The organism is bacterium (assembly GCA_020854115.1).
In the GTDB taxonomy this organism is placed as follows: Bacteria; Patescibacteriota; Saccharimonadia; order CAILAD01.
The window spans coordinates 17,705-43,337 of the sequence record JADZGC010000006.1 but is presented as its reverse complement, the minus strand read 5'-3'; the positions used below and the strand labels follow the sequence as shown (position 1 = coordinate 43,337).

Here is a 25,633-nt window from a genome sequence, read left to right as displayed (position 1 = left end):
TATGAGTAAGCATCCAGTACGTGTCCGTTTTTGCCCGTCACCGACGGGGTTTTTGCATATTGGTGGAGTGCGTACCGCATTATTTAATTTTCTTTTTGCGAAGCGACACAATGGTACATTTATCTTGCGGCTCGAAGATACTGATCGAGAGCGGTTCGTGGAAGCTGGCGTCGGGCAGATAGTCGAGGTTCTCGATTGGCTTGGACTGCGGCCTGATGAAGGCTATTGGGCCGGGGAGCACACTGGTGACGTCGGTCCCTATATCCAGTCAGAACGATTGCCAAAGTATGGTGAGGTTGTGCAACAGCTAGTCGATGCTGGCCTGGCATACAAAAGCATAATTGCACCTGATGAATTTATCGTCTTGCGTGATGCGGCAATCGCCGAGAAACGACCTTTTGTCTATCGACGCTCTATGGAACCAGCGAACGGTCGGGCAGGAGATTCGGGTGCGCTACCAATTCGTTTGGATATTGAGGCGGTTGGGAAGCACTTGGGTATTCATGAGGTATCATGGCAGGACGAGGTGCGGGGTCAGGGATCGGCTGCACTGTCGGTTGTTGATGACTTTATTCTTATGAAGGCTGATGGGTTTCCGACGTACAATTTTGCAAATATTGTTGATGATCATCATATGCAGATCTCCCATGTCATGCGCGGCGATGAATTTATTAGTTCGATGCCCAAGCATGCCTTGCTCTATGATGCCTTGGGTTACGATCGACCTGTTTGGGCGCATCTGCCGGTTATTCTTGGAAATGATGGGTCAAAGTTGTCTAAGCGTCATGGTGATACTGATGCTCTTCAATATCGCGAGAAGGGCTATCTTCCCGAGGCATTATTGAATTTTCTCGCGTTGCTCGGATGGAATGATGGTACTGAGCAAGAGGTATTCACGCTCGAAGAAATGATCGAGAAGTTCTCATTGGATAGAATCCAGAAGAGCCCGGCGAAGTTTGATATGGAGCGCTTGAATTGGCTGAATGGCGTGTATATCCGTGAGAAACTTACGGAGGATGAATATGTAAAAAGAGCTGAGAGAGAATTGCATGCGGCGGGGGTCAAGGTGGGGGATAATTTGCGCGAGGTTGTGCTCCTTGAGCGGGATCGTATCAAGTCTTTTGCGGAGCTACCCGATGTAGTTGGCTTTTTCTTCAGTCAGCCAAGACCGAAGCAGTCAGCAGAGTTGGCGACCAAGAAGCTGGCAGTAGATACGGTCAAAAGTTATATCGAGCTTGCGATTGCTGCGTTAGCAGAGTGTGATGATACTGAATTAGCGATAGAGCAGGCCTTGCGTGATGTGGTTGGGCGTGAGGGTATTAAAGTCGGTGATTTCTTCTCGACGATTCGTATTGGGATTACCGGTAGAACAGCTGCGCCGGGCTTATTTGAAACTATTCATACGTTGACGATTAAGGAGTCACTTGTTCGTCTGCGTAAACTCAACGCTGTACTTTAAGTGTTCTAGCTCCTTACGGACCCTGGAGAAGTTCACGATAATTGAGAATCGAGAAGCTACCAGTAAGCGGAAATGATGGTGGCGGGGTTAGGCGTAGGTTCTTGTCGTAGCTGTTCGTCGTCGTATTGTAGCCATCGATTGTAATGTAGTTACCATTTGATCCCGTTACGTACGTCCAAGTCCAATATTGATTTGTCGCGATCGCACCATATAGAGAGATACTGGTTTTGACCGACTGATTACAGGAGGTGCCACTGAGGGTGTTTTTTTGGTACCAGACATGGCCATTTTGGGCGAGTAGGGCGCCATTTATTTCAAGTGTGGACGGTGCTTGACGAGATACCTTTACATCTTTCTGTGCGATGAGTCCTAATGCAGCCGATCCATCTTTTGCTGTGTATTTGATATCTCCCATAATGGTAATGGTTTTGTACGTACTCGCGTTTGCGGGCAAGTAAGCTGCGGCAATAGTGAGACGGCCGGGCATCGTCTCTCCAGGTTTAGATCTAATCCAGACATTATCTTCGACAAATAGCTGATTGTTTGCAGGGTGAGCTAAGGTTTGTACGAATGTTCGATTTGTACTTGTACATTGTTCACGGGTGAGTCGATAAACATCAATCCCGCCATCACCACGGAGTTCAAGATAATACCCTAGCTTACTTGTTGGATTACTTGGGCTTGTGGGGGATAGGTATGCACCGCCAGACTGAGCGTCAGCTTTAAATTTTACGAGATCGGTAGTGACAGACTGAAAGTCGACCGGGGGTACGGGGTACTTCCACAGATTGTTTGGTGTCCCATTACCCCAGACGCCGTTCTGAGTGGATCCATTCCCGCCGAATTGACTGCTTGGGTTATAGCTTGCCTGGGCAGAAGAAATCGTATCATTGCCGATGCCGTCGAAGTGGACGCCTATATTGCTGTGCAATGCGCCGTCTACGGTTTCATTTGGGCCTATCCAAATTTCTGTGTTTGTGAGTATGGAATATTGAGCAAAGGAGGGGATTGCGATAGCTGCTTGTAGCGTACGCTTTTGGGTGCCGCCGATTGCCGTCCCCACGGAGGTAATGGTTACATAGCCCGTTGAGCCAGACGGAGGCTTGACATAGATACTATAAGAACCGAGTTTTTGACCATTATCATTTGTATAGTCGTATGTGAATGGACCATACCCGGATGAACCTAGGGTACCACATGGATTGCCGTCACAATAATCAGTGACGTTATGGCTCAAATGCCAGAGGTAATAATTGATTCCAGCTTCAGCGATGTAGGTAGCCGAAACAGCACGTGCCGTGGTGCGACTAAAACGTAATGCTGCAAATACTAAGGTTGCAACCGCCACGCAGATTGCGAGCATTATGGTTGACGTGATAATGACCTGGTATAAGGACATACCTTTGGCGTTTGCGAGAGGGTACTTGCTCATAAGTTAGTCTTTCTGTTTCGAAGCTGCACCTGTGTGCTCGTTACTTGATTAGTCTTCAGGACTGACGGCTTAGGGTTGACCGATAGAGTAATCTCGATTTTGGTAATTGCAGTGAGGGTGTATGGGGATGAAAGCGACGCGCCATTTTGGTCATAATACTTAAAGAGTGGTTGTCCGTCGATGTTTGTGGTACTGGTAATGGTGATCGTACGGGTGTCAGCAGGATTATATGTGAAATTTGGGGCCGTACCACTGGCTGGAGTAACATCAACTAGTAGCTTGCCATTCTGTAGATAGTATCGAGCGTGATCAGGAACGCTATCACGCGGACTAAAATATGATTCGACGGTGAGATCATTATCGGTGGCGGCGATAATGGTATTGGTAGATCTGAGGACACGACTAACGCGGTCTAGAGAATTCGTTAAAATATAACTTGCATCAGCTTGCGCTACGCTCAGTTGGTAGGCTTGCCAGCCACGCAAGATGATAATAAATGCAATAAAGCTGGCAATGACCAGTATTGGCGTAACGACAAGCAATTCGATAAGCGTATAGCCACGTTTTTTCATGGTGAAACCACCACGGCATTTTTTTGTGTCGTTGTCCGACCACTGGTAGTAATCAGTAGGTCGTAACTTCCATTGGCAGATGAAAGGTCAAAGATTCCGCTCAGCGTGTCGGGACCGGTATATGTCACGCTTGTGGCCGACCGATCTGGCTCACCTGATTTTCTCAGAATTATTGTTGATGAGTCGTTAAAATTTGAACCTGTTACGTCGATCGTTACATTGGCGCTTGGTGCGCTGTTCGCCGGCGTGACAGAAGTAATGATGGGGAATAGTGTCGGTGATGTCGCAGCTATGACCGAGGCGGTGACGAGAGTGTTGGGAGCTACTGTAATTGGAGCCAAAGGGCTTGTACTCAAGATCGTGTATCCCGGGATCGATAGGGTGTAACTGTCCCAGTCAATCAGATTAAACTGGACCACTCCTTGTGAATCGGTACTGATGGTTTGCGAAATTTTGTATACAACCGGCGTATTATTGGTTATTTTCTGGCCGTGGGTTGATACGCTTTGACTAATGAGCGGATTGCCTGCTTGATCGATTATATTGAGAGAAAGGTTAGCTAACTGGTCTATGGTAAACGTTTTGGTTGTGATTTGCTGTGCGAGCATAGCAAAGTCAGGGTTTGCGGGAGTAGGGTGCTGGGCGTCGATGGCGAATGTTTGGTCGCTACTATAACCTGCCTTTGATACCGTGACGTGATAGCCGGGGTTTGTGTCTGGTGGTAGCTTTGGGATGATGACCTGGCCTTGGATATCGGTAGTGGTAGTAATTGCGACATCTGGATTAGGGTTGGTATTGGTGATCTGTACCGTGGCTCCTTCTACTGGATTACCGGACGCATTGATTGCCTTAATTAATAAAACCCCAGTATTCCCAGCAGTTTCTGCAGCCTTGGCGGCGATATCCGAAGATAATTCTGCAAGTTGCGCAGAGCCAGTGGGTGTGCTGACCTGGATAGTCACTTTTTTATAGTCGTATGAATAAAGATCGGTAGGCTTGCCTTGAACTGTACCGGTGACATTTCCATCGTAGCTGTTATCGACGTAACGAATATCCGTATGTACCTTAAATGTCAGTCCGTTGCGAATAATCGTTTCGTTGTCAGGGATAGTTCCGGCTGGATAGATCGTGCCGGATTGCGTGGCGAGCGAATCGTATGGAAGATTTTTTAGATTTTCAAGCTTTTCCTGAGCGATGGCGAGCGCGATACCGCGCGCGCGACTTTGAAACAAGGTGGTGAGATTTGCGGTCATGACTGCAAATAGAGCAAGGGTCACCATGGTCAGAATTGTGATTCCTATCAAGGCTTCAATGATGGTGTAGCCAGCAGAGTGGCGCGCACGGGTTGCCATATTCAACTATTATACGCCAAGCGTAAGCATAAAGACTATTGACAAATAGACAAAAATTTGGTATTATCACCTATTCACCGCTAGAGAGTAAAAGGAGAGGTGATTTTCTTATGATGAAACAGATTTTTGTAGCCCAGACTATAACGCCGATTGACGGCACAGAGCTAACCCTGCCTATTACATATAAGCCGAAGCAGGTGCTGGCATTATTGATCCCAGGTCACAACGAGGAGCTGGTGATTCAGCATACCATCAAATCCGCTATACAATCAGGTATGCCCGCTAAGCACATATATGTTGTCAACGATGCCTCGACTGACAACACCGTCAAGCTTGCAGAAGAACTTATTGGTAAAAAGAATGTATTGACCGTCAAGCGTTCAGGAAAAGCTGGTGCTATTCTCAAGGCGATCAAGGCTTTTAAGATTGAGCGTACATATCAGTGGCTCCATATCGCCGATGCTGATTCGACGTTTGAAAATAATTACTTCGATGATTTTCGTAAGAATCTCGATAGCGATAAATATGTCGCTGCAGCAGGCTATGTGAAGTCGTTAGATGGGGGTTGGATATCACGATATCGCGCCTATGAGTATGCATTTGGGCAAGAGATTATGCGTCGCGTGCAGCATATGCTCGGAGTTATTCCGGTGATACCAGGTCCGACGAGCTGTTTTCGTACCGATATCTTAAAGCATCTTGATTTTACGACTGGTAACATCACTGAAGACTTTGATATTACTTTGCAGATTCATCGAAATAGGCTTGGTAAGATCGCCTATATCTCAACGGCTCGCGCTCTAACTCAAGATCCAAAGAACTACCGTGATTACGTAAAGCAAATTACACGGTGGTATCGTGGATTTTGGCGAGGCATTATCGATCGTAAGGTTGGTTTGCGTGCCCAAAGAATCGATTTTTATCTTGGCTATCAGATACTTGAGATGTTTCTGTATTACTTCAATGTTCTCGTCTTGCTGCCATTATTACTGATCCGTGGTGGCGCTGCTCAGGCGATTGCGCTGACATTTCTGATAGACGCTGGTCTGTTCTTCGCAAGTACCGTGATGGGCGCAGTTGTGCATAAGCGTTTCAAGGTACTTACTGCATTCCCACTCTTCTATATCTTGAGAGTTACGAATATGTTTGTATATCTGAAAGCGTTTGTTGAAGTAGTCATTCTCCGTCGTCATCGTGGGCACTCTAAGGGATGGAGTGTCTCTGGTCGCCGATATAAAATCGCGGAGGCCGCGTAATGAAACGTACGCTTGGCCAGATATTTATGTATGTGGTGGCGGCAATATTTCTTGGGTATCACCTGATGCCTGTATTCTCGTTTGCTCGCGGTCAAGTAGCGCAACTGCTTGCTTCAAATAAGAAGCAGCAAGAGATTGCTGATAATGCTATCTGTACTCCAGCCGATTCGCAGTATCTCGTGCTCACCGAAGCGAGCCCATTGCAGCCACTGTACCGAGAAATCAGCTATGTAGATCCAGCCACGCAGCCCCTCGAGGGAGAAAATCTTATCACTGATCCGTCATTCGCAACTCGTGGTGTATCATGGCAAAAAAATACTTTCGGAGAAAACAATGCACAATTCGAAATTGTTGGAGGATATGATGATGCCTATGCTGCACGCATAATAATGTGGAACCGCAAGAGTGGTGACGGGAAGTGGCTTAGCAATGCTGTGGCTGTGAAGCCTGCCGAACGGGTCATCGTTGAGCACTGGTATAAGAGTGACACATATAGTGATGTAATTGCCGATATCACGCAGAGCGATGGCGGCCATGTGTACATCCAGCTAGGTAAAGGTGAGCCTACAAATGGGAAGTGGCTCAAATTGCGATATGAAATTGTAATCCCCATACATGCTGAGCAAATCGCGGTAGGCCACGCATTGACCGAGAATGGCACGCTTGACGTGGATAATTGGAGGCTCGTAAAGACTGAACTGCCACAGCTGGAGCGTGGGTTAGTGAGCCTGACCTTCGATGACGGTTGGGAGTCAATATATACAAACGGTCTGCCGTTATTCTCTAAGTACAACGTGAAAACTACTCAGTATGTCGTGAGTGGTGCGATCGGAGATAAGGCCTATCTCAAGTCGGATCAACTGAAGAAATTTGCTGAAGCCGGACATGATATTGGTTCACATAGTGCGCAGCATGAAGATCTGTCGACGATAGGCGAAGATGGAGTGAGAAGCTCTCTCGCGTCAAGTCGTGACGTCCTCAATGATTATTATGGCATGAGTGTGTTCGATTTTGCTGCTCCATATGGACGGACAAACGCACGGTCTGAGGCCCTCATAAAGAGCTGTTATCGCAGTCATCGAGGTACTGATACGGGGTATAATACAGCGCAATTTGATCGATACAATCTCAAGGTTATGAATGTGGAGCTCACTACGAAGCCGGAAGAGATAGCTGCAGCCGTGCGATTTGCCAAGGAAAACAAGCTATGGCTTATTCTGGTATATCACGAAGTGAGTGATCAAAGCGAAAGTGCTTATGCTGCTAATCTTAAGGATCTGGAGCGTACATTGCAGATCCTTAATGAAGAGCAGATTCCGGTTGTAACGATTTCAGAAGGTCTTCGTGAAACAATGCCGCAGGTTGAAGCCCAGTTTACAAAGCGCTAGATTATAGCGGGATGAGCTTAGAAGCTCGCTCGAGCTGCCAGCCCAAGAGCATATTCGGGCCACCACTCACCAGCGGTAGGAGCACCTTTGCACGACCCATCTGACTCTCCGGGGTATTTGATCCACAAGAGAGCATGGAGGCTGTCTGTGGTCATGGCCTTTGGTGTTTCACCGAGTCCGCGGTCGGGCGGATTGCACCAGTCTAGGTCGGCGGTAGGACCACGACCATTGCGGCTCGTATCGATGACAAAACCAAGCCCACCACTGAGCTGACTGATTTGTTGTCCGTACGAGCGACTTTCTTCAGTAGTGAGGAAGTTGGAAATGTTGATGCTGATGCCGCTTAGTCGTTGCGTGCCGACCTGTTTTAAGCGATTGGCTACTTCGGCTGCCGTGTGCCATCGGGCATTTCCTGCATCCAGGTACACGTAGTGATTGGGGCTGCTTGTGAGGGTATCTACGGCATATCGTAAGAGATTGATTCGCTCTGTTTTTTGGGCTGGTGATAGGCAATCCCACCCTGCCAGAGCATCTGGCTCAAGGAGAAAGATCGATTTTGTATTAGCGCTGGCGGCTTGAATATCGTGTATCCACTGTTGATATGATTGCGCCGAGGAGGCACCACCGGCAGAATAGCTGCCGCAATCTCTGATTGGGATGTTGTATAACACAAAGACGGGCAGGGCACCTCCGGAGCGTATTTCATTAATGAACGAGCGCGTGGTGCCATTTGGGTTCGTCGTCCAGTCGCCGAGCCAGATCGCGACAGGGTTGCTTGCTATTTTGTTCATAAGCGCTGCATCGCTTGGCCTAGAGCCAGCCCAGGCTTGCCGCTGTCGTGCAGCTGGACTGTACGGGCTGACGTACAGTTTTTCCCCTATGAATGGATTGCCAGATTTTGGTAGGCCTGAAGCTTGGGCTGCAGTGGAAGAAGCCGTGGGGCTAGCAGAGGAAGATGCCTGTGGGGAAAGTGGCGGGGTAGCCTGATCTGCCCGGGGTTGATTTTGCTGAGGGGTGTTGTTATCTGGCCTGGCGCTAATCCTCGATACGAGCTGGGCGGGAATAGAAAAAGGAGCCAGTAACGCTCCAGATATATAGACAAATATAGCAGTTAGTGTAATAACAGGTAATTTGTAACGGCTGTATTGCATCTCCACCCCCCTAAAATAGTTGTGCTTTCTAGTGTATGGCAGGTGATAATAATCTGTCAAGAAAATAGTTGACAAATAGTACAAAATTTGTTAGTATACAGTAGTACAACGAGGGTGAGTCTGAGAAATATCTCAGCCGCCCTCGTTTTGTATGTTCGAACAACAACACTAAATGCCTTTATAAAGTACGTAAGGAGAAACTCTATGTATACTCCAGGTAAAGGTGGAAGCATCCCAGCTGTTGTAGCTGGTGCTACCCTCCCTGTAACCGGTCCTACCGGTAACGTCATCGTAACGATTGCTGTTGCGTTGGTAGCTGCTCTGGTAGCTTGGGGCGTTGGCTACGCGATTACTCATCGCTCACGCTAAAACTTCACGTCACTAGATCTGGCCGAAGAGAAAATACCCGTCTCGATTTGAGTGGGTATTTTCTTATTTTTATTGCCAGCTAGCTGCCCGCCCAGTGGGGAGGATGCTGACCCAACTTTGACCACGATTGAGGCTGAGCTCTTGGCCGCTTGTATCGAGGAGTGTTAAGCGACCGGCATCAGATGTTTTTTGCCAACGACATTCGGTGGCTGTTCCGTCCTGGAAGAGGACAGCTTTACCAGTACCAATGAGGTCGATGTCAGTTTTTGGCTTACCATTGGGTTGTGTGCCATAGCTAGTTTGGGCATAGATAATGATTACAGTTTTGGGGTTTATCTGTTTTTTGCTGTTTGCAGCATCTAGGTCTGGTACGCCGCCTATTGAGCGCACATAGCTATTTGAGCTGGAATCATATTGGAACGTTGCGATGTACCCCGGGCTTGAGAAGTCGGCCACAATCTTGGTGGCATTTGCTTGGTTGGAGGGGGCATCATCCTTGCGTTTCCAGGGGGTGAATGTCGGCGGTGTAGCCCAGCCCTTGTCAGCTACGAGCTTGGTGAGCGATTCGCCATATATATAGACGTTATGTGGTGCGTAACGCGTGTTGATACGACGGAAATAATTTGCATTGAAGAACTGATCGAGGTCTTTGAATCCGCTTCCGCTACGTGCTAGTGCGAGGCCGTCAGTGCTGCCGCCTACGTGTGCGACAGGAGCACCATATTCCATCCCCATCTGATAAAACACGGGGCGGAGGCTTCGAACGGGTCCAATATCGGTCGGTAGATCTGTCTGGTAGAATGCCACATATCGCGTAATGCCCCCCTCCGCAAGCGCCTCATACACCACTCCGGCTTGGCTTAAGCCCGATTGTGGCCGAGCATTTGGGTCAAGATTTTCGATAACGACTCCTATGACCGGCCTGGTAATCAAAGCTGGATCGATGAGCGTGCCAGTAAGTGGAGCCTCTTTGAGGATTGGGGTTGGCTCAGGGGATGGCGAAGCGGTTGGTTGGCTGGTCGTAATGTCGGTTGGTTTTTTTTGCGCTAAAACATACCAAGCACCAACGCCACCGCCGAGTAGAATAACGGTGGCACTGATAATGCCGATAATGCCTCGTCGAGTCTTGTACCAAGGTTTTGCATAGGTAGCCGATATCTTCATTGGGTTGGGCACCCTTGAAGCAGTCTCGTTCGATGCGGTATCGAGATGTACTTGGTGTTTGGTGTGAAATTTTTGTCTTGCCATAACTAGTTACTCATAGTATAGCATGACCGTTATGAACACTGTGGGTGCAAGTTTGACTAATCCCAGTTGAGTGTACCGCCAGTTTGGTACTCGGTGACACGTGTTTCAAAGAAGTTCTTTTCTTTTGTTAGGTCGATTGCTTCACTCATCCATGGGAAGGGATTTTCTGACTTGAACTGAATCGGGAGTCCCACACGCTGAAGTCGACGGTCGGCGATGTGCTCGATATATTGCTTGAAGCCGTCTGCATTCATGCCAAAGATACCGCGAGGAAAGACCTCGGTCGCGAAGGTGTATTCGAGCTCGGTTGCCTTGCGCACTAAGTCAATGATGCGTTGCTGGAACTCTGGCGTCCATAGCTCGGGCTGCTCTTCCTTGATGGTATTGATCATCTTGATACCGAAGTTGAGGTGCTGAGTCTCATCGCGCATGATGTACTGGATTTGCTCGGCTGCACCTATCATTTTATTTTGACGCTGGAAACCAAACATGACCGCAAAAGAGCTGTAGAAGAATATGCCCTCAAGGATTAACGAGAAGACACAGAGATTTTCGAGAAATTTTTGATCGTTTTCAAAAGTCCCAGTTTTAAATTCCGGGTCAAAAATACCTTCATTGAAGCCGAGAATAAACTCAGCCTTTGAGTAGATGGCGTCTACTTCACGATACATGTTAAAGATCTCGCCGCCGTCGAGCCCGAGAGACTCGACGATGTATTGGTAGGCATGTGTGTGAATGGCCTCCTCGTAGCCTTGTCGCAAGAGGTACATACGACATTCGGGGCTCGATATATGCTTGTAGAGTGCAAGTACAATATTGTTTGCTGCGATCGAATCAGCCGTTGTAAAGAAGCCCAGTACTGTCTTGAGGGCTTTGAGCTCATCTTCGGTTAAGCGACCAGCACGGAGTTGCTCAATATCGCTTATCATCGTGATCTCTGTTGGGAGCCAGTGGTTCGCGTTGCCGGCGTTGTAGGCCTCCCAGGCAAATGTGTGTTTCATCGGGTGTAGCTGGATGACATCGGCATCAGATCCATTGATGATACGGCGCTGGTTAATGTCCGGACGGGTGGTGGTCTTTATGATACTCATGGATTATCCCTTACTGGCAGGCTTCGCAGTCTGGGTCGAGAATCGAGCAGACTTTGAGCGCTTCCTGGTTACTTGCTACCAACAAGGCATCCGACATGATGCCGGAAGTAGGTATGTCGGATGTTACTGCGGTGGCAACATTCGTAGCTGTTGTCACCATGGCGGTTGCGGCAGCGTTGTCGCTGGTTGTTTTGATGATAGCTGTAGTACTCATGGTCTCGGTTGGCGAGCTTGGGCTGAAGTCACGATTGTGAGTGTCTCCGAACTCAGACGTATTGATAGTAGACTTCTCGACCTGACTAGCTGCGAGCGAGCGTAGGTAGTAGGTTGTCTTAAGCCCCATTTTCCAGGCTAGCGTGTAGGCATCGTTGAGCATCTTGCCGCTGGTGCCCCGCAAGAAGATATTGAGTGACTGACTTTGATCGATCCACTTACCGCGATAGGCGGCGGTGCGAATAAGCCACTCTACTGGAATCTCAAATACTTCCTTGTACTTATCACGGAGGTTAACTGGGATCTCTGAGATTTGCTGCACTGAGCCATCGTAGAATTTGAGCTTCTTGATCATCTCATCGTTCCAGAGATCAAGAGCTTTGAGGTCCTCGACAAGGTAGGGGTTAATGACAGTGAAGTCGCCGGACATATTGGCCTTGACATAGAGGTTCTTGAAGATTGGCTCGATACATGGGTAGCAGCCGACGATATTTGAGATGGTTGCGGTTGGAGCAATCGCCATGGTGTTGGAATTGCGCATCCCTTGCTTTTTAACCTTCTCCTTGATCGGTGCCCAGTTGAGGCGTCCGACACGTGAGACATCGATCTCCTGACCGCGCTCTTCTTCGAGTAGGTCGAGTGTGTCAACAGGGAAGATACCACGATCCCACTTGCTCCCCTTGAAGCTTTCGTAGGCGCCACGTTCTGCGGCAAGATCAGAGGAGGCAGAAATCGCGTAGTATGATACAAGCTCCATCGAGATGTCTGCAAATTCAACGGCTGCTTCGGATGCGAAATCGATGTCGAATCGGTAGAGTGCGTCCTGGAACCCCATGATACCAAGCCCAACGGGACGGTGCTTCATGTTGCTGTTCTTGGTCTCTTTGGTTGGGTAGAAGTTGAGGTCTACGACATTATCGAGCATGCGCATCGCTAAGGTAACAGTTTCTTTGATTTTGTCGTGATCTAGGACTTCGCCCTTGATATGCAGGCCGAGGTTAACTGAGCCGAGATTACAAACGGCCGTCTCGTCGCTTGAGTTGTTGAGCGTTATTTCTGTGCAGAGGTTCGAGTTGTGTACGACACCGACGTGGTCTTGTGGGGAGCGTACATTGGATGGGTCCTTGAATGTGATCCATGGGTGACCGGTCTCGAAGAGCATGGTAAGCATCTTGCGCCACAGATCAGTTGCGGGGATTCGCTTGAATACCTCGACTTTACCTTCGTCGGCCATGCGCTCATATTGCTCGTAAGCTTCTTCAAACTTCTTACCGTAGATATGGTGGAGATCCGGTACTTCATCTGGCGAGAAGAGTGTCCACATGCCACCTTCGTGTACGCGTTTCATGAAGAGATCGGGGATCCAGTTTGCAGTATCCATGTCATGGGTACGTCGACGCTCGTCGCCGGTGTTCTTACGAAGCTCGAGAAATTCCTCGATATCAAGATGCCAGGTTTCGAGGTAAGCGCAGGTGGCGCCGCGACGTTTGCCCGAGCGATTGATTGCGACAGTCACATCGTTAGAGATCTTGAGAAATGGGATAACGCCCTGAGAGCTTACATTTGTAGTTTTAATAAGTGCGCCAGTTGCACGGATGTTTGTCCAGTCGGTGCCAATACCGCCAGAGTATTTCGACAACTGAGCATTGTCGGAGAAGGTCTTAAAGATGTCGTTGAGGTCATCCTGTACGGTATTGAGGTAACACGACGAGAGTTGTGGGTAGGTGGTGCCTGAGTGGAAGAGGGTAGGGGTCGAAGGTACATATCGATGGGTGGACATGACGTCATAGAATTTCTTGGCCCATTCGTTCTTGTCCCTACCTTCGTTGAGGCTCATTCCAATAGCGACACGCATCCAGAAGGCTTGAGGTGTCTCGAGGATGATGTCCTCGCTTCCAGCTGCACGCAAGAAATATCGGTCATAGAGGACTTGTAGCCCCATGAAGTCAAAGAGTAGATCGCGCTCAAGATCCATATACTCAGCAAGCGTTTCGAGATCGAAGTCGAGCACTTCTTTCTGGAGGCGATTTTCTTTGACAGCGCGCTTCATGTTTTTGACAAACATTTTGCGGTAGGCAGCCGGGATCTTGTCAGCATCGGATTCGCCGAGTACATGCTGATGGAGCTTGTGAAGGAGAAGACGTGCCGCTAGTTTGGTGTAGTCGGTGTCACGCTCGATGAAGCTACGCGCAACCATCACAATGGCGTCAAACAGCTCTTCGACAGTGATGCCGTCATACAGGTTGGTCTTCACGGCTTCGGTGATGTCGTCGATATCGACGTTGAGTCCATCGGTGAAACGGGTGATAGTCTTGCGAAGCTTCTCGGCATTGAAGTTTTCTGTCGAGCCATCTTTCTGCGCAACTTTAAGCGCAGACTTCTCGAGCTTGGCAGCCTGCACTGACTGACTTACCTCTCGTTGGTGCTTGTGTGCTTCACGATAGAGGATGTAACTACGAGCGGTCTGAAAGAAGCTCTGACGCATCAGCTCGCGCTCGACGAGATCCTGAATCGTCTCGACATCGGGCATACGATCATCAAAAATTGCCGCCAGGTTTTCGGTTACCGTGTCTGCTAGGGCAAGTGTCTGCTCGACATCGATCTCGCCGTCTACAGATAGGCTAGCGCGCAGAATGGCATCGGCGATACGTTGCTTATCAAATGGTACAACAGACCCATTACGCTTTTTTATTTGCTCAAATGGCATCGTCACCCTCCTCATATTTATACGAACAGTATTCGGTATTCAGCCCCTCACAGACTGCTCCCGTAAGAATTTTTGTGTGTATGTAGCGTTTAATAATTCGCTAATAACACTATATATAGCGTAGTGGCTGACTGTAAAGCCCCTAGGCCTACCTTTTTCTTGTCTGCCAGTGCCACTCGATGCACACATCACTACTGCGAACATTATACGAATGTACAGTGTTCTGCGTCAACCCCCATGTCTTTCTCTCACCCCAAGCTTAACTCCTATCATACGGTCTACAAATGGGTGGGTAAAGTCTAGAAATATCTAGTAAAACCTGGTATATTCATATGGTTCTTAAATGAAAGTTCAAAATTCGGTCTCATACTAGCAGTATGGGGCCTCAAGCCTCGGAAGCGTCATTATACTAATAATTTTTGCCACTTCGCTCATCTCTCGGTCCCATCGTCTAGTGGTTAGGACGCCAGGTTCTCATCCTGGTAACCGGGGTTCGACTCCCCGTGGGATCACCATACGTGGACTATAAGCAGTCCGGACAAGGAATAGCTCATTTACCTCTGGTAGTGAGCTTAGGTTCAAGACTAGTTTAGCCTAGCCTGAAGCGTCCTTTCGTAAGATTTTAAGTAGCTCGCGATACATGTCTTCATGACGCATATTATACCTGAACTCACACTCCTTGAGATGGAGGTTAAAATGATCTTGTCTGAGTCCTCTTAGCTTTGCTAGACGCACCTTGGCAATACCCAAGAAGTTTTCAATGCCGTTAATGTGACTGTTGCCTCTGACAAACTCATTGGCGCCGTGATTGACACGGTAGTGTCGTTTATAGCTCCAATCCACCAACCCGTCATAGCTCTTCCAGCCATCAGAGTAGATGGTGCTATCTGGCTCAACTTTTGCTTGTACAATCTGTTTTAAGGTATCTCTACTGACATTGGGGACAATTTGAGTGTAGACTTTGCCCTGACGCTTTAGCAAACCAAACACAACGACCTTCTTGCCGGCACCATGACCACGTCTGCCCCGAATTCGCCTGGGGCCAAAGTAGCTTTCATCTATCCCTACCTCACCAGACAGTGGGGAGGTAGCTTCACAATGGCGGGCAATCATCTGGCGGATGTGTGTTAGTAAACGGTTCACTGTATTACGATTCAAGCCAGTCAAGGATGCCACTTGAACGGCTGTCATATCTTCGCAAAACAACCGGATAATTCGTCTGAATTGAGCCTCAGAAGTATGTGAATGCTTGAGATACTTGTTCTCCATCTGTTAGAAGCATACTACAGGGCTTCTAAACTAGTCTTGAACCACAAGTATTACAAACAGCTCAGTATTTCGCACTTCAAAGTTAAGTTTAGGTTTCATGGCGCCAATCTCCCAAACACCCCTCGATACTCCCGAAGTGAGGATACATGTACCTTCAGAAAATCATCAGAATCATCTCGCTGGCAGGACTGCTGCTGATAGCGCGACCGGAGCGCTGCTAGGATTCCATCCAGCAGGCGCTCAGGCTGCGGAGAACATGGTCATGACTATTGCAGGCAGTACGACATGTACTGACACTGGCGTAGTGGCGACTGTCGATCTGGTCAAAACCTTCGTCGATCACGTCGCGTATTACGATGTCGTGCTCGGTGAAGAAATGCAGCCAACCAACGAGTTGTCGCCTGGCCAGAGCCAGCGCTTGCAATTCGTACTCACGCAGCAGGATTTCGTCGCCCAGTCGTCACGGGGGTGTTAGTGTGTATCTGCTGGACCCAGATGATGAGGGCGAGACAATGCCGATCGGTGTCGATTGGCCCGCAGCTATCTGCGGTACTTCGACGACGACATTGCCCCCCAGTGAGTCCGAGGAGGTGATCACCGCGAGCACGTCCGTGCCCGAGACGAACACTTCTACGCCTGCGGCCACCACTACAGTGGCGCTGGGCATCATAGATGCTGTGGTCCAGTCTAAGTCGGACGAGCTACAGAGTGATGCTGAGCCCGGCGCATCATCGACGGAGATGCTGGTCTACACTGGCGCGAGCACCGGTCAGGTTGCTCTGATTGTGATAGTGATTGGTGCCATCCTTGTGGGTGTTGGCGCGATTCTGTTGAATCCGCGGCCATTGCGGCGAATCTGAGCCTATCTCAGCTGTTCGTACCCGGCAGTCTTCCTTCGTGGAGGCTGCCGGGATTTTTATTTACAGCTTATGACGCAGGTAAGAACGAATGTCGTCGGAGAGCTCGGGATGAGTTAAGGCTACGTCGATAATCGTCTTGATATAGACTTCTGGTGATCCGGTGTCGTGGAATTGCCCTTCGATGAGGCAGCCATACAGCCCGCCTTGCCGTGCGAGAGTGTTGAGGGCATCTGGAATGCGAATCTCGCCGTCATGAGCAGGCTCAAGCGCTTGGAGAAGAGGCAGAATCTCAGGGGTGAGAAGATAGCCTCCAATAGAGGCAAAGTTTGATGGTGCTTTGTCGGGCCCTGGTTTTTCGATTAGGGCGTCAATGGCATAGAGATTGTCATGATCTAGGGAGGCTGAGGCTATGCCGTACTTATTGGTGTCCTCGCGAGGCACTTCGTAGAGTGCGATTACGCTTTTTGGGGTACGCTTATAGTGCTCAAGCAATTGGACGGCGCGTGGCGTTTGTCCAGTGAAGAAATCGTCGGCGAAAAACACAAAGAACGGTTCGTCGTCAATCAAATGGGCGGCATTGAGAATCGGACGTGCATTCCCGACTGGGAGGCCTTTCTGACGTACGTAGATAAAGTTTGCCATCTCGGCGATATGCTTGATCTGCTCAGCCTGTTTGGTTTTGCCTTTAGCGATGAGGTCTTCTTCAAGCTCGATAGCTCGATCAAAATGATCCTCGATGGCTCGTTTGGTTGAGCCGGTGACGATAATGATGTCAGTGACACCTGCCGCGACAGCTTCCTCGACTACCCACTGAATGACGGGCTTATCGATTATAGGCAGCATCTCCTTCGGCATGGCTTTTGTCTGGGGGAGAAATCGAGTGCCCATACCAGCAGCGGCGATGATTGCTTTGCGTGGAAGCTTCATAGATAGTTGTTATTTTAGCATGTCATACACTTAAGCGCGGCGCGTAGAGAACGTGATTTATACCTCAGTAAATTCGCGGAGTTTTTCGAGATTAATCTCGAAGCCCGAGAGACGATTGCGGAAAAGTCCAGACTTGGCGGGCTTGATGACACCAGCCTTAGTAAGCTGACGAAGCTGCACGGTCATCGTCTCGCGCGTCGTACCGACCATGCTGGCGAGCTGAGCGTGAGACAGGGGGAATGGAAGTGTGATGATGCCATCACGTACTTCGGTACCAAAGCGTTGCACGAGCAGCGCGAGATAATTCACGAGCTTGGTGTCAGATTTGGCTTGCAAGATATTGTCGAGGGTTTGAGCAAGCTCATCATTGCGTGCCATGACGTAACGCACGAGCCCCATGAGTACGTCGGGGTCCTTGGTGAGCTCCTGCTCGAGGGATTTGGTGTCCTTTATCTTGATGACGCCACTGGTGAGAGCTTCGAAATAATACCGATGAGCATACCCCTTGAAGAATACAGACTCAAGATTTATGACGTCGCCCGGTCCGAGGATGCTAATGAGTTTCTCATCACCATCATCAGCGATGGTGTAGGCCTTGAGGTAGCCATCGGTCACAAAGTATACTTCTTCGCCAGACTCATCCTGATGCAATAGCACATCGCCCTTTTGAAAGGTGCGCTTCTGGAGTTTTTCGAAGTATGTCTTCAAATGCTTCATGCCGCTATTGTAGCAGCTTTGGTGTGGTAAAAAACGGAAGCTATACCGTACAATAAGAAGTTATGCAGGACATCATTAGAATTCTCAAATACAGTTCGAGCTTGAAAAAATACTACATAGCTATTGCCTTATTTGTGGTCGTGCTGGCTGCTCTCAATCTAGTCCAGCCGTTTCTGACGAAGTGGTTGGTAGATCTCATGACGAGCTATATGCAAGGCGAGGCGATTACTATTCGTGATGCGATTGTGCCGCTTGGGCTGATGTTGGTCAGTGGGATTCTCGTAGCGTTTTTATCAAATCTGAATGGTTATTTGGGTGATCGTATGGCAGTGAAGCTTAATTCGCTGCTTTCGCAGCGGTATTACGATCACTTGATGCGATTACCGGTTCAGTACTATGACTCTGAGCAAACCGGCAAGATCACGGCCCGTTTGGAGCGCAGTATCGCTAGCTTATCGCAGCTTATGAACGCTCTGGCAAATAACTTTATACAGTTCTTTCTGACGGCCTTTGTGACATTGGTGGCGATTGCCCTTTACTCGTGGCCGATCGCACTACTACTGACCGTCATCTTCCCGAGCTACATTTACATTACGCACTTATCGAGCAATGCCTATCAAAAGAAGCAGATGCGAATCAATCAGAGCCTTGATGTGGCAAATGGTCGCTTCGTTGAATCAATAGGCCAAGTACGTGTCGTCAAGAGCTTCGTACGTGAGGCCGGGGAGCTGGCTTTCTTCGCGAGTAAGCGGCGTAAGATCGAGGACATTGCTCGTGATCAGTCAATTGAGTGGCATCGATACGATATGTATCGACGCTTGGCTCTTGGTGTTATATTCTTCCTGATTTTTGTTGTCATCACCTGGCAGGCGCTCGGCGGCGCATATTCGGTTGGTACGGCCGTGCTCTTGATTACGCTATCGAACCAAGCCCAGTTTCCGCTTTTTGGTGCGAGCTTTATGATCGAGGGTATACAGCGTGCTCAGGCTGATAGTCGCGATTATTTCGAGGTGATGAGTACTGAACCAGCGATTACTGATGTGGATAAGGCGCAGTCTCTGAAGGTATCGGGTGGGGAAATTCGTTTTGATAATGTGACATTTGCGTATGAAAAGGGCGGCACCGTATTGCGCAATGCCAGCTTTGCTATCCCGGCACATAGCAAGGTCGCGTTGGTTGGTGAGAGTGGTGAAGGCAAATCAACGATCGCAAATCTGATTGTGCGATTTTATGAAGCGCAGTCGGGTCAGATCCTGATCGACGGTACGCCAATCCAGAGCGTATCGCAGGAGAGCTTACGTAAGCAGGTGGGAATTGTATTCCAAGACCCGTCACTGTTTTCAGGCACGATTGAAGAGAATATTGCCTATGGTCTAGGGCGTCACTACACGCGCTCAGAATTGCAGGCGGCGGCGAAGATGGCAAATGCTGATGGTTTTATACAAGAACTGCCGAAAGGGTATAAGACTGAGGTGGGTGAACGCGGTATCAGGTTGTCGGGCGGACAAAAGCAACGTATTATTATTGCTCGCGCATTACTCAAGAATCCACCGATCCTCATTCTCGATGAGGCAACTAGCTCACTTGACGCAAAGGCCGAGTATCAAGTGCAGGAGGCGCTGGAACGTCTTATGAAGGGGCGCACCACGATCATTATTGCTCACCGATTAAGCACCATTGCGGGCGTAGACATGATCATTGGCTTGAAGGGTGGCAAGATCGCCGAACAGGGCGCACCAACCGAGCTGGCACGTAAGCGTGATGGTATTTATGCTGAGCTGCTAAGACTCCAAACAGCAAGTACGGAGAGCGTCAAGAAAAAACTACAGAAATTTGATATCGCTGCATAATTTAGTCAACGATCTTCTTTTTTATATTCGGTATGTAGATACTTATGTCGTGTTTATTTCAAGGTGTAATTATTGATAGCTATGTATGCTCGTCGGCACAGTGGATCGATAATTTGCTAGCCTAACGAAAGATCGTGCGGAATAATTCCATATTCTGATACAATGTCAGTAGTACATATATATTAATCAAGGAGTTATTATCATGGCAGAAGCCAAAAGCAAATCTACGGGGGATCTCATCACAGTACTCGAGCCCTATTTTACAAAACAGGCTCCTTTTCAGCTGCCAGAGAATGCACGCAAGACGCTGGTCCAGTGGTTGCCGTGGATTAATATCGTCGTAGCAATCTTTGGTGCGCTTGCAGCATTGTCGTTGCTGACGCTCCTGGGGATTGCTAATGTTGCGACTGCTGGTCTCGTGACCGCCGTAGCTGGACCGTTTTTGTGGGTACCATTCTTTGCACTCGTCGCACAAGTCGTCATTCAATTCATTGCTTTTCCTGGCTTGCAGGCGAAGAAGCTGAGCGCCTGGAAACTACTATTTTGGGCTGATATCCTCTCATTCGTCTATAATTTGCTTTACGGGTTTGGCTATCCTTCTGCACTTTTTGGCAACATCCTCGGCGGTCTATTGGGGCTCGTTATTGGTCTGTATCTTCTCTTCCAGATCAAGAGCTACTATAAGTAGATTATTCGCAACAAGCAAAAACACCCTGCGCCTTCTGGTAGACAGGGTGTTTTTGCGCTAGAATGTTGCAGATATGAAAATGCTTCAGACAAACCATGGCGACGTGCGGCTCCCCGCATTCTTTCCAGATGCCACACGCGCGACCATTAAATCCGTCGATACTGAAGGCGTGAAGACGACCGGCACCCCTGGGATGGTGATGAATACCTACCATCTGGCGAATATGGGCCTGGTCGATGTGATTGCTGAGCAGGGTGGATTGCACAACTTCACGGGATGGGATCGGCCGATTATTACTGACTCAGGAGGTTTTCAGGCGATGAGCTTGGTGCGCGAGTTTAATACTGGGGGCAGATTGACAGATGATGGCGTGAGTTTTCAGGATGCGGCTGGTAATAAGCTGATGTTGACGCCCGAGAGCTGCATTGATTATCAGTTGAAACTCGGTAGTGACATAATTATGATCCTGGATGATTGCACGAAGCCCGATATGCCACTCTCGGAGCAGCTTAAAAGTGTGGAGCGCACGATCAAGTGGGCGAAGCGAGCACGCACGCATTTTGACAAAGTTACGAAAGGTATGAAACAGAAACCACTGCTTTTTGGTATTGTACAGGGTGGAGGAGATCGTGAACTTCGCCGCAAGTGCGCTACTGAGCTCGTCAAGCTCAACTTCGATGGCTATGGCTATGGCGGATTTCCGATTAATGACAAAAATGAGCTGCAAGTCGAGACCTTGCAAGCAGTTGTAGATGATACGCCAGCAGACGCCATCAAATATGCAATGGGTGTGGGCACGCCTGAGCAGATCGTGGCCTGTGTGCGTATGGGCTATGACTTATTCGATGTTGTGATCCCGACTCGAGAAGCGCGCCATCGTAAACTGTATGTATGGAATGATAGGCCAGAAGAACTTGATCTTGATAAGCCATTTTATGACACGGTGACAATGAAGAATCTCAGCTTGCGAGATGTGCAAGGACCAATTGACTCGCATTGTGATTGCGAGACGTGTCAGCATTATTCGGCAAGTTATGTCCACGCGATGTTTCGCGCTAATTTATCGGTTGCTGAGCGCATGGCGAGCATTCATAATTTGCGCTTCTATGCCAAGCTGATGGAGCTACTTCAGAAATAAAAAAGCCCCCAGAGGGACACCCACGCTGTAGTGGTTGCGGGTGGGTGTCCGTGAGGGCGGTCTCACCAGTCGATCTCGGTGTCACCGGATCACGAGGAACCCGTGGTGACCGTTTGGCCAATAGATGTCGCAAGCGACATCAAACCTCTCTAGTAGACGAGAGAGCGTGTCGATTTCGCGAGGCATGTAGTACCAGAACCAGCTGCACACTAGCTTTTTGATCTCGGACGTGGCCAGCGTTCGCGCCTCTTCATCGAGGGTGTCTTCGTTGAAGTGCATCTCGATCCAGAGGTCGGGCACGTTGACGTCGTGTGTGTTGGCTGCACGATGGCTGACCTGGATCGTGACCGGCGTAGTGGATGGCTCCAGTTGGAGTTGCCCCCGGAGCTTCATTAGCTGAAGCGGGAGTTCACATCCGAAATCGACAATCTCACGTGGCTTGAGTTCGAGATCCACGTACTTGACTCCCGAGGTGGGATGCCATTCGGGCTTGGTGGTGAGGGTGATGAGGGGCATTGTGTCGCTCCTTTTTTTGGGGTGCGTACGAGGGGTAGCCCCTCGATCAATCGGCTATCGAATGATTAGCTCAATATATCACAAGACACTCAAAAAGTCAATATTTCTACCCCTCCCACTTTTGTGGAAGGCGAAGTTCGATACCTTCGAGTGGGGCATCCGGTTCAGGGTCGATGCAGGCGCGCAGGTCGGTTTCAAGCTGCTTCTTATCGAAGTCCGATCCGATAAACACGATCCGTGTGCCAGGCTTTCCCTCTTTATTCCAGTTGTCCCAATACAGCTCGGAACGAGTACCGACGAGCTGAAAGATGTATTTGCGATTATGGCCCTTGCTGCCTAGATTGATAAAACCTTTTGCTCGATACACGCCCTTCGGAATCTTGTTATTCACAAATTCTTGAAATTTCATGGGGTGAATCGGTTCTGAGAGTTCGATAGAGAGGTGTGTAAACTTCTCGTGGAGATGCTTGTGATGGTCGTGGTTATGACCATGGTCGTCATGGCTGTGTGGTTCGGCGGAGCCCCAGACCCGATCGGGGTCGGTGAGTAATCGAATGTCGACGTCCGCTTTGACAGTTTCAAAGACTCGCGCGCGGGGATTTGTCATGTCGATGAGTTGCTTGATCTCATCAATACGCGCTTCATCGACGAGATCAGTCTTATTGATAATGATGAAGTCAGTAAACTCAAGCTGATCTGCAGCATTTGCATGCTCTTTGGCATTCTCTATAACGTGCTCGGCATCAATGACTGTGATTATGGCATCGAGGCGCACGCCGATGCCCTTCATGTCGCGAAGGTTTAGCGCCAGATCGCGCGGCTCGGCGAGGCCGCTGGCTTCGATGACGATGAGGTCGATGTCGGAGCCGACATACGCAAACTGCGCAATTGCTTCCTGGAGGTCAAGCGTCTCGAGCGAGCAGCAGATGCAGCCATTCGATAGTTCGAGCTGTTTATCGGTCTTACCGGCGACGAGCTCAGCATCGATATTGATACTCCCAAAGTCATTGACGACCACACCGATCTTCAGGCCATGTGGCTCGCGGAGCAGGTGATTGACGAAGGTTGTTTTACCACTGCCAAGGAAGCCGGTGACGGCGAGAATGGGTATTTTGTGAGAGGTGGTGATTGGGTGTTTGGACATCTATTGCTGATTCCTCTTATGCTACAATATATCTGATACGTATGCAGTCTGACACCCCACCAGCCTCCCAGAAATCTCAGAAGCCCGCACAATCTGCCATTGATGTCGTGGCATATCGATCGTTGGTGCGCTTAAGTGCGCTAATTCAAATAGCCGTATTGGTGGCGCTGGCAGCATCGCAACTGCTTAATCTGATTGTGTCGATAGCTGCATTATACCTGATTGTAGCTGAGATTATTTTGAGTCTGGGTGCGATTTATAATATCGTCCTCTGGTCGCGCGTACACAAGAAGCGACCGCAGTTGGCGCTCCAGTTCTCGCTTTTACCCTTGGTCCTTGCTTTGATTAGTATAGTTTTGGCTCGCGGTGGAATTGAGTCAAATTGGTACAACTTGTATCTCCTGATGATGGTGTGCACAGGGATAGCGGGGTTATTGTCGGTCTATGTGACGTGGGGGATAACGACTACATTCTTGCTCTTTACTTGGCTCGCGCCGCGATATCTGCAGATGAACATAACTGGTCCGACCCGATTTGAACTCGCTGCAACGCTGTTTGCGGGGTTGATAGCATACTTCGTCGGCAAAAACTCCGAGCGCGCGCTCAAGACAATGCAACTTTCAGAGGGACTCATCAAGCAACTCGATAGCGCAGAGATGAAGCAGCAACTCATGATGGGCGCCATTGCTGACGCGGTTGTGGCTGTCGACACTGAGCGCAAAGTCGTGATCTTTAACGAAGCTGCACAAACAATCACCGGCTGGGACGCGAAGAGTGCGATGGGCGTCGAATATAACTTAATATTTAAGCTTAAGGATACTGGGGACGTAGGTATGACCGACGAAACCGACCCATTTCTGTATGTACTCAAGACTGGCAAGCCACTCAAGACCGACTGCTTCTCGATGCTTGATAAAAAGAATCAAAAGATTTCGTTTTCGATCTCGATCGCCCCAACCTTCGATGGTCGTGGACAAATCAGTGGTGCGATTGCGATCTTCCATGACATCTCGGATCAGAAACAGCTGGCTCGAGAGCGCAACGAATTTATTTCGACGGCTAGCCACGAGATGCGCACGCCGGTTGCAGCGATCGAAGGCTATTTGTCGATGGCGCGCAATCCAAACCTCGCGAAGGTTGATGCTCGCGCCAAGGGATTTATCGATAAAGCGCATGACGCGAGCATCCACCTTGGGACACTATTTCGTGATCTCTTGTCTGTAACCAAGATTGAAGATAATCGCATGGAAATCATGTCGCGGGTGTTTAATTTTTCTGAGCTCGTGAAGGCGGTGATCTCTGAGATGGAGATCATTGCTAAGAATAAGGGTCTGGTGCTGGTAACGCACATTGGGACAGGAGTCGGCAAGGAGCATGTGGTTGCACCGATTTATTCCGTCGAGGCTGACCCTGATCGTTTGCGTGAGGTCATAACGAACTTGATCGACAATGCGATCAAATATTCACAGGCCGGTACGATAGCGGTGAGCGTGAAGACTGTCGGTGAAAATGTAGAGTTTGCTGTGCAAGACCAGGGTATCGGCATCGCGCCCGAAGAGCAGAAGCATCTCTTCCAGAAATTCTATCGCGTCAATAACTCCTATACGCGTGAGATCGGCGGCACCGGCCTCGGTTTGTATTTGGCGCGCAGTCTGATCGAACGCTTCGGGGGGCGGATCTGGGTGGAGTCACGGCTTGGGTATGGGAGTACTTTTAAGTTTAGTCTGCCACTCGTCAAGCAGTAGCGTGCTTGCGCATACCTCTCAAGCTCGATAGAATGAGCGTAAGATATTTTTGAATCCATGAAGGAGCGGTGCATTCCATGTCGAAGATTTTATTAGTAGAAGATGACGTCAATCTGCGCGACATTTACTTCGCGCGCTTTCAGTCGGAGAACTATCAGCTCGCAGTGGCTTCAAACGGTGAAGAGGCGCTGGCTATGGCAGTCAAAGAAAAGCCAGATCTTATCTTGCTTGATGTCATGATGCCGCGTATCTCGGGCTTTGATGTGCTCGACATTTTGCGCTCAACTCCAGAGACGGCGCATACCAAGGTCGTGATGATGACCGCACTGTCTGAGCAGGTCGACAAAGAGCGTGGCAAGAAGCTAGGCGTCGACGAATACCTCGTCAAAAGCCAAGTTACGCTCGAAGATGTGGTTGCCACTGTGAAGCGCTTTCTTGGTGAGACTGCTACGCCGGCAGCCCCGGCAGCAGCGCCAGCACAACCTGCTCCACCCACTCAACCACCAGCAGCGTAAGTATGCATCCCAAAATGATATACTTA

At 49.2% G+C, this 25,633-nt stretch carries 23 protein-coding genes and 1 tRNA gene; 12 read left to right on the top strand and 12 right to left on the bottom strand.

From position 1 onward, the window contains the following. The first annotated feature begins 1 nt into the window (after position 1). Positions 2-1,459 carry a glutamate--tRNA ligase gene (locus IT415_01290; GenBank protein MCC7543325.1) on the top strand — a complete coding sequence of 486 codons (1,458 nt, stop codon included), beginning with the start codon at positions 2-4 and terminating at the stop codon, positions 1,457-1,459. Between the two features lie 13 nt (positions 1,460-1,472). On the opposite strand, the gene IT415_01285 is transcribed toward IT415_01290, so the two are convergent. From IT415_01285 to IT415_01275, 3 genes are read right to left on the bottom strand one after another with little or no spacing between them, the layout of a single operon-like run. Then, complete coding sequence (locus IT415_01285; GenBank protein ID MCC7543324.1) at positions 1,473-2,891, bottom strand: hypothetical protein; 1,419 nt, start codon at positions 2,889-2,891, stop codon at positions 1,473-1,475. Continuing rightward, positions 2,888-3,463 (bottom strand): prepilin-type N-terminal cleavage/methylation domain-containing protein, encoded by a 576-nt coding sequence (locus tag IT415_01280; GenBank protein ID MCC7543323.1) that lies wholly within the window; start codon positions 3,461-3,463, stop codon positions 2,888-2,890. Before IT415_01280 ends, IT415_01285 begins: the two co-directional genes overlap by 4 nt. After that, positions 3,460-4,815 (bottom strand): carboxypeptidase regulatory-like domain-containing protein, encoded by a 1,356-nt coding sequence (locus IT415_01275; protein MCC7543322.1) that lies wholly within the window; start codon positions 4,813-4,815, stop codon positions 3,460-3,462. Before IT415_01275 ends, IT415_01280 begins: the two co-directional genes overlap by 4 nt. Positions 4,816-4,925: 110 nt before the next feature. On the opposite strand from IT415_01275, the gene IT415_01270 reads away from it, so the two are divergent. Together IT415_01270 and IT415_01265 are read left to right on the top strand one after the other, a co-directional pair. After that, positions 4,926-6,071 (top strand): glycosyltransferase family 2 protein, encoded by a 1,146-nt coding sequence (locus tag IT415_01270; GenBank protein MCC7543321.1) that lies wholly within the window; start codon positions 4,926-4,928, stop codon positions 6,069-6,071. Continuing rightward, positions 6,071-7,459: a polysaccharide deacetylase family protein gene (locus IT415_01265; GenBank protein ID MCC7543320.1), complete on the top strand. Its 1,389-nt coding sequence runs from the start codon at positions 6,071-6,073 to the stop codon at positions 7,457-7,459. Before IT415_01270 ends, IT415_01265 begins: the two co-directional genes overlap by 1 nt. Positions 7,460-7,476: 17 nt before the next feature. On the opposite strand, the gene IT415_01260 is transcribed toward IT415_01265, so the two are convergent. Beyond that, entirely contained in the window at positions 7,477-8,610 is a 1,134-nt protein-coding gene (locus IT415_01260) for a glycoside hydrolase family 6 protein (protein MCC7543319.1), read from the bottom strand. A gap of 204 nt (positions 8,611-8,814) precedes the next feature. Here IT415_01260 and IT415_01255 point away from each other — a divergent pair, with 204 nt between their 5' ends. Continuing rightward, positions 8,815-8,979: a hypothetical protein gene (locus tag IT415_01255; GenBank protein ID MCC7543318.1), complete on the top strand. Its 165-nt coding sequence runs from the start codon at positions 8,815-8,817 to the stop codon at positions 8,977-8,979. Between the two features lie 69 nt (positions 8,980-9,048). Here the strand turns inward: IT415_01255 and IT415_01250 are convergent, their stop codons facing one another. Genes IT415_01250 through IT415_01240 form a run of 3 tightly spaced genes read right to left on the bottom strand, consistent with a single transcriptional unit; the run spans position 9,049 to position 14,238 of the window. Then, on the bottom strand, positions 9,049-10,227 hold the full coding sequence (locus tag IT415_01250) for a DUF3048 domain-containing protein (protein ID MCC7543317.1): 1,179 nt from the start codon (positions 10,225-10,227) through the stop codon (positions 9,049-9,051). 56 nt (positions 10,228-10,283) lie between these two features. Continuing rightward, positions 10,284-11,318 (bottom strand): ribonucleotide-diphosphate reductase subunit beta, encoded by a 1,035-nt coding sequence (locus IT415_01245; protein MCC7543316.1) that lies wholly within the window; start codon positions 11,316-11,318, stop codon positions 10,284-10,286. A 10-nt stretch (positions 11,319-11,328) separates the two neighbouring features. Further along, entirely contained in the window at positions 11,329-14,238 is a 2,910-nt protein-coding gene (locus IT415_01240; GenBank protein MCC7543315.1) for a ribonucleoside-diphosphate reductase subunit alpha, read from the bottom strand. A gap of 440 nt (positions 14,239-14,678) precedes the next feature. Here IT415_01240 and IT415_01235 point away from each other — a divergent pair. Further along, positions 14,679-14,753 (top strand) — tRNA-Glu (locus tag IT415_01235). A 79-nt stretch (positions 14,754-14,832) separates the two neighbouring features. Here the strand turns inward: IT415_01235 and IT415_01230 are convergent. Beyond that, positions 14,833-15,507, bottom strand: coding sequence for an IS1595 family transposase (locus tag IT415_01230; GenBank protein MCC7543314.1), 675 nt, complete (start codon positions 15,505-15,507; stop codon positions 14,833-14,835). 97 nt (positions 15,508-15,604) lie between these two features. Between IT415_01230 and IT415_01225 the strand changes: the two genes are divergently transcribed. Then, the gene (locus IT415_01225; GenBank protein ID MCC7543313.1) at positions 15,605-15,982 is read left to right on the top strand and encodes a hypothetical protein; all 378 of its coding nucleotides are present in this window, start codon (positions 15,605-15,607) and stop codon (positions 15,980-15,982) included. 1 nt (position 15,983) lies between these two features. Further along, positions 15,984-16,367, top strand: coding sequence for a hypothetical protein (locus IT415_01220; GenBank protein ID MCC7543312.1), 384 nt, complete (start codon positions 15,984-15,986; stop codon positions 16,365-16,367). Between the two features lie 60 nt (positions 16,368-16,427). Here IT415_01220 and IT415_01215 read toward each other — a convergent pair whose 3' ends face one another. Both IT415_01215 and IT415_01210 read right to left on the bottom strand, forming a co-directional pair. Next, the gene (locus IT415_01215) at positions 16,428-17,294 is read right to left on the bottom strand and encodes a UTP--glucose-1-phosphate uridylyltransferase (protein MCC7543311.1); all 867 of its coding nucleotides are present in this window, start codon (positions 17,292-17,294) and stop codon (positions 16,428-16,430) included. A gap of 57 nt (positions 17,295-17,351) precedes the next feature. Beyond that, complete coding sequence (locus IT415_01210) at positions 17,352-18,011, bottom strand: Crp/Fnr family transcriptional regulator (protein ID MCC7543310.1); 660 nt, start codon at positions 18,009-18,011, stop codon at positions 17,352-17,354. Positions 18,012-18,073: 62 nt separating this feature from the next. Here IT415_01210 and IT415_01205 point away from each other — a divergent pair, with 62 nt between their 5' ends. The 3 genes from IT415_01205 to tgt all read left to right on the top strand — a co-directional run bounded on the left by IT415_01205 (position 18,074) and on the right by tgt (position 21,687). After that, a complete protein-coding gene (locus IT415_01205; GenBank protein ID MCC7543309.1) occupies positions 18,074-19,861 on the top strand; it encodes an ABC transporter ATP-binding protein in 1,788 nt (595 codons plus the stop codon). Between the two features lie 202 nt (positions 19,862-20,063). Further along, entirely contained in the window at positions 20,064-20,549 is a 486-nt protein-coding gene (locus IT415_01200; GenBank protein MCC7543308.1) for a hypothetical protein, read from the top strand. Between the two features lie 73 nt (positions 20,550-20,622). Next, positions 20,623-21,687 (top strand): tRNA guanosine(34) transglycosylase Tgt, encoded by a 1,065-nt coding sequence (gene tgt, locus IT415_01195; protein MCC7543307.1) that lies wholly within the window; start codon positions 20,623-20,625, stop codon positions 21,685-21,687. An 81-nt stretch (positions 21,688-21,768) separates the two neighbouring features. On the opposite strand, the gene IT415_01190 is transcribed toward tgt, so the two are convergent. Then, a complete protein-coding gene (locus IT415_01190) occupies positions 21,769-22,203 on the bottom strand; it encodes a hypothetical protein (GenBank protein ID MCC7543306.1) in 435 nt (144 codons plus the stop codon). Between the two features lie 106 nt (positions 22,204-22,309). Further along, a complete protein-coding gene (locus IT415_01185) occupies positions 22,310-23,347 on the bottom strand; it encodes a GTP-binding protein (GenBank protein ID MCC7543305.1) in 1,038 nt (345 codons plus the stop codon). A 41-nt stretch (positions 23,348-23,388) separates the two neighbouring features. On the opposite strand from IT415_01185, the gene IT415_01180 reads away from it, so the two are divergent. Together IT415_01180 and IT415_01175 are read left to right on the top strand one after the other, a co-directional pair. Continuing rightward, positions 23,389-25,092: a PAS domain-containing protein gene (locus tag IT415_01180; GenBank protein MCC7543304.1), complete on the top strand. Its 1,704-nt coding sequence runs from the start codon at positions 23,389-23,391 to the stop codon at positions 25,090-25,092. A gap of 77 nt (positions 25,093-25,169) precedes the next feature. Next, a complete protein-coding gene (locus IT415_01175) occupies positions 25,170-25,607 on the top strand; it encodes a response regulator (GenBank protein ID MCC7543303.1) in 438 nt (145 codons plus the stop codon). Positions 25,608-25,633: the final 26 nt, after the last annotated feature.

What these genes read in the sequence shown, in the direction of transcription:
- IT415_01290 (MCC7543325.1), top strand. Translation starts at nt 2, where the DNA reads ATGAGTAAGCATCCAGTACGTGTCCGTTTTTGCCCGTCACCGACGGGG.
- IT415_01285 (MCC7543324.1), bottom strand. Translation starts at nt 2,891, where the DNA reads ATGAGCAAGTACCCTCTCGCAAACGCCAAAGGTATGTCCTTATACCAG.
- IT415_01280 (MCC7543323.1), bottom strand. Translation starts at nt 3,463, where the DNA reads ATGAAAAAACGTGGCTATACGCTTATCGAATTGCTTGTCGTTACGCCA.
- IT415_01275 (MCC7543322.1), bottom strand. Translation starts at nt 4,815, where the DNA reads ATGGCAACCCGTGCGCGCCACTCTGCTGGCTACACCATCATTGAAGCC.
- IT415_01270 (MCC7543321.1), top strand. Translation starts at nt 4,926, where the DNA reads ATGATGAAACAGATTTTTGTAGCCCAGACTATAACGCCGATTGACGGC.
- IT415_01265 (MCC7543320.1), top strand. Translation starts at nt 6,071, where the DNA reads ATGAAACGTACGCTTGGCCAGATATTTATGTATGTGGTGGCGGCAATA.
- IT415_01260 (MCC7543319.1), bottom strand. Translation starts at nt 8,610, where the DNA reads ATGCAATACAGCCGTTACAAATTACCTGTTATTACACTAACTGCTATA.
- IT415_01255 (MCC7543318.1), top strand. Translation starts at nt 8,815, where the DNA reads ATGTATACTCCAGGTAAAGGTGGAAGCATCCCAGCTGTTGTAGCTGGT.
- IT415_01250 (MCC7543317.1), bottom strand. Translation starts at nt 10,227, where the DNA reads ATGGCAAGACAAAAATTTCACACCAAACACCAAGTACATCTCGATACC.
- IT415_01245 (MCC7543316.1), bottom strand. Translation starts at nt 11,318, where the DNA reads ATGAGTATCATAAAGACCACCACCCGTCCGGACATTAACCAGCGCCGT.
- IT415_01240 (MCC7543315.1), bottom strand. Translation starts at nt 14,238, where the DNA reads ATGCCATTTGAGCAAATAAAAAAGCGTAATGGGTCTGTTGTACCATTT.
- IT415_01230 (MCC7543314.1), bottom strand. Translation starts at nt 15,507, where the DNA reads ATGGAGAACAAGTATCTCAAGCATTCACATACTTCTGAGGCTCAATTC.
- IT415_01225 (MCC7543313.1), top strand. Translation starts at nt 15,605, where the DNA reads ATGGCGCCAATCTCCCAAACACCCCTCGATACTCCCGAAGTGAGGATA.
- IT415_01215 (MCC7543311.1), bottom strand. Translation starts at nt 17,294, where the DNA reads ATGAAGCTTCCACGCAAAGCAATCATCGCCGCTGCTGGTATGGGCACT.
- IT415_01210 (MCC7543310.1), bottom strand. Translation starts at nt 18,011, where the DNA reads ATGAAGCATTTGAAGACATACTTCGAAAAACTCCAGAAGCGCACCTTT.
- IT415_01205 (MCC7543309.1), top strand. Translation starts at nt 18,074, where the DNA reads ATGCAGGACATCATTAGAATTCTCAAATACAGTTCGAGCTTGAAAAAA.
- IT415_01200 (MCC7543308.1), top strand. Translation starts at nt 20,064, where the DNA reads ATGGCAGAAGCCAAAAGCAAATCTACGGGGGATCTCATCACAGTACTC.
- tgt (MCC7543307.1), top strand. Translation starts at nt 20,623, where the DNA reads ATGAAAATGCTTCAGACAAACCATGGCGACGTGCGGCTCCCCGCATTC.
- IT415_01190 (MCC7543306.1), bottom strand. Translation starts at nt 22,203, where the DNA reads ATGCCCCTCATCACCCTCACCACCAAGCCCGAATGGCATCCCACCTCG.
- IT415_01185 (MCC7543305.1), bottom strand. Translation starts at nt 23,347, where the DNA reads ATGTCCAAACACCCAATCACCACCTCTCACAAAATACCCATTCTCGCC.
- IT415_01180 (MCC7543304.1), top strand. Translation starts at nt 23,389, where the DNA reads ATGCAGTCTGACACCCCACCAGCCTCCCAGAAATCTCAGAAGCCCGCA.
- IT415_01175 (MCC7543303.1), top strand. Translation starts at nt 25,170, where the DNA reads ATGTCGAAGATTTTATTAGTAGAAGATGACGTCAATCTGCGCGACATT.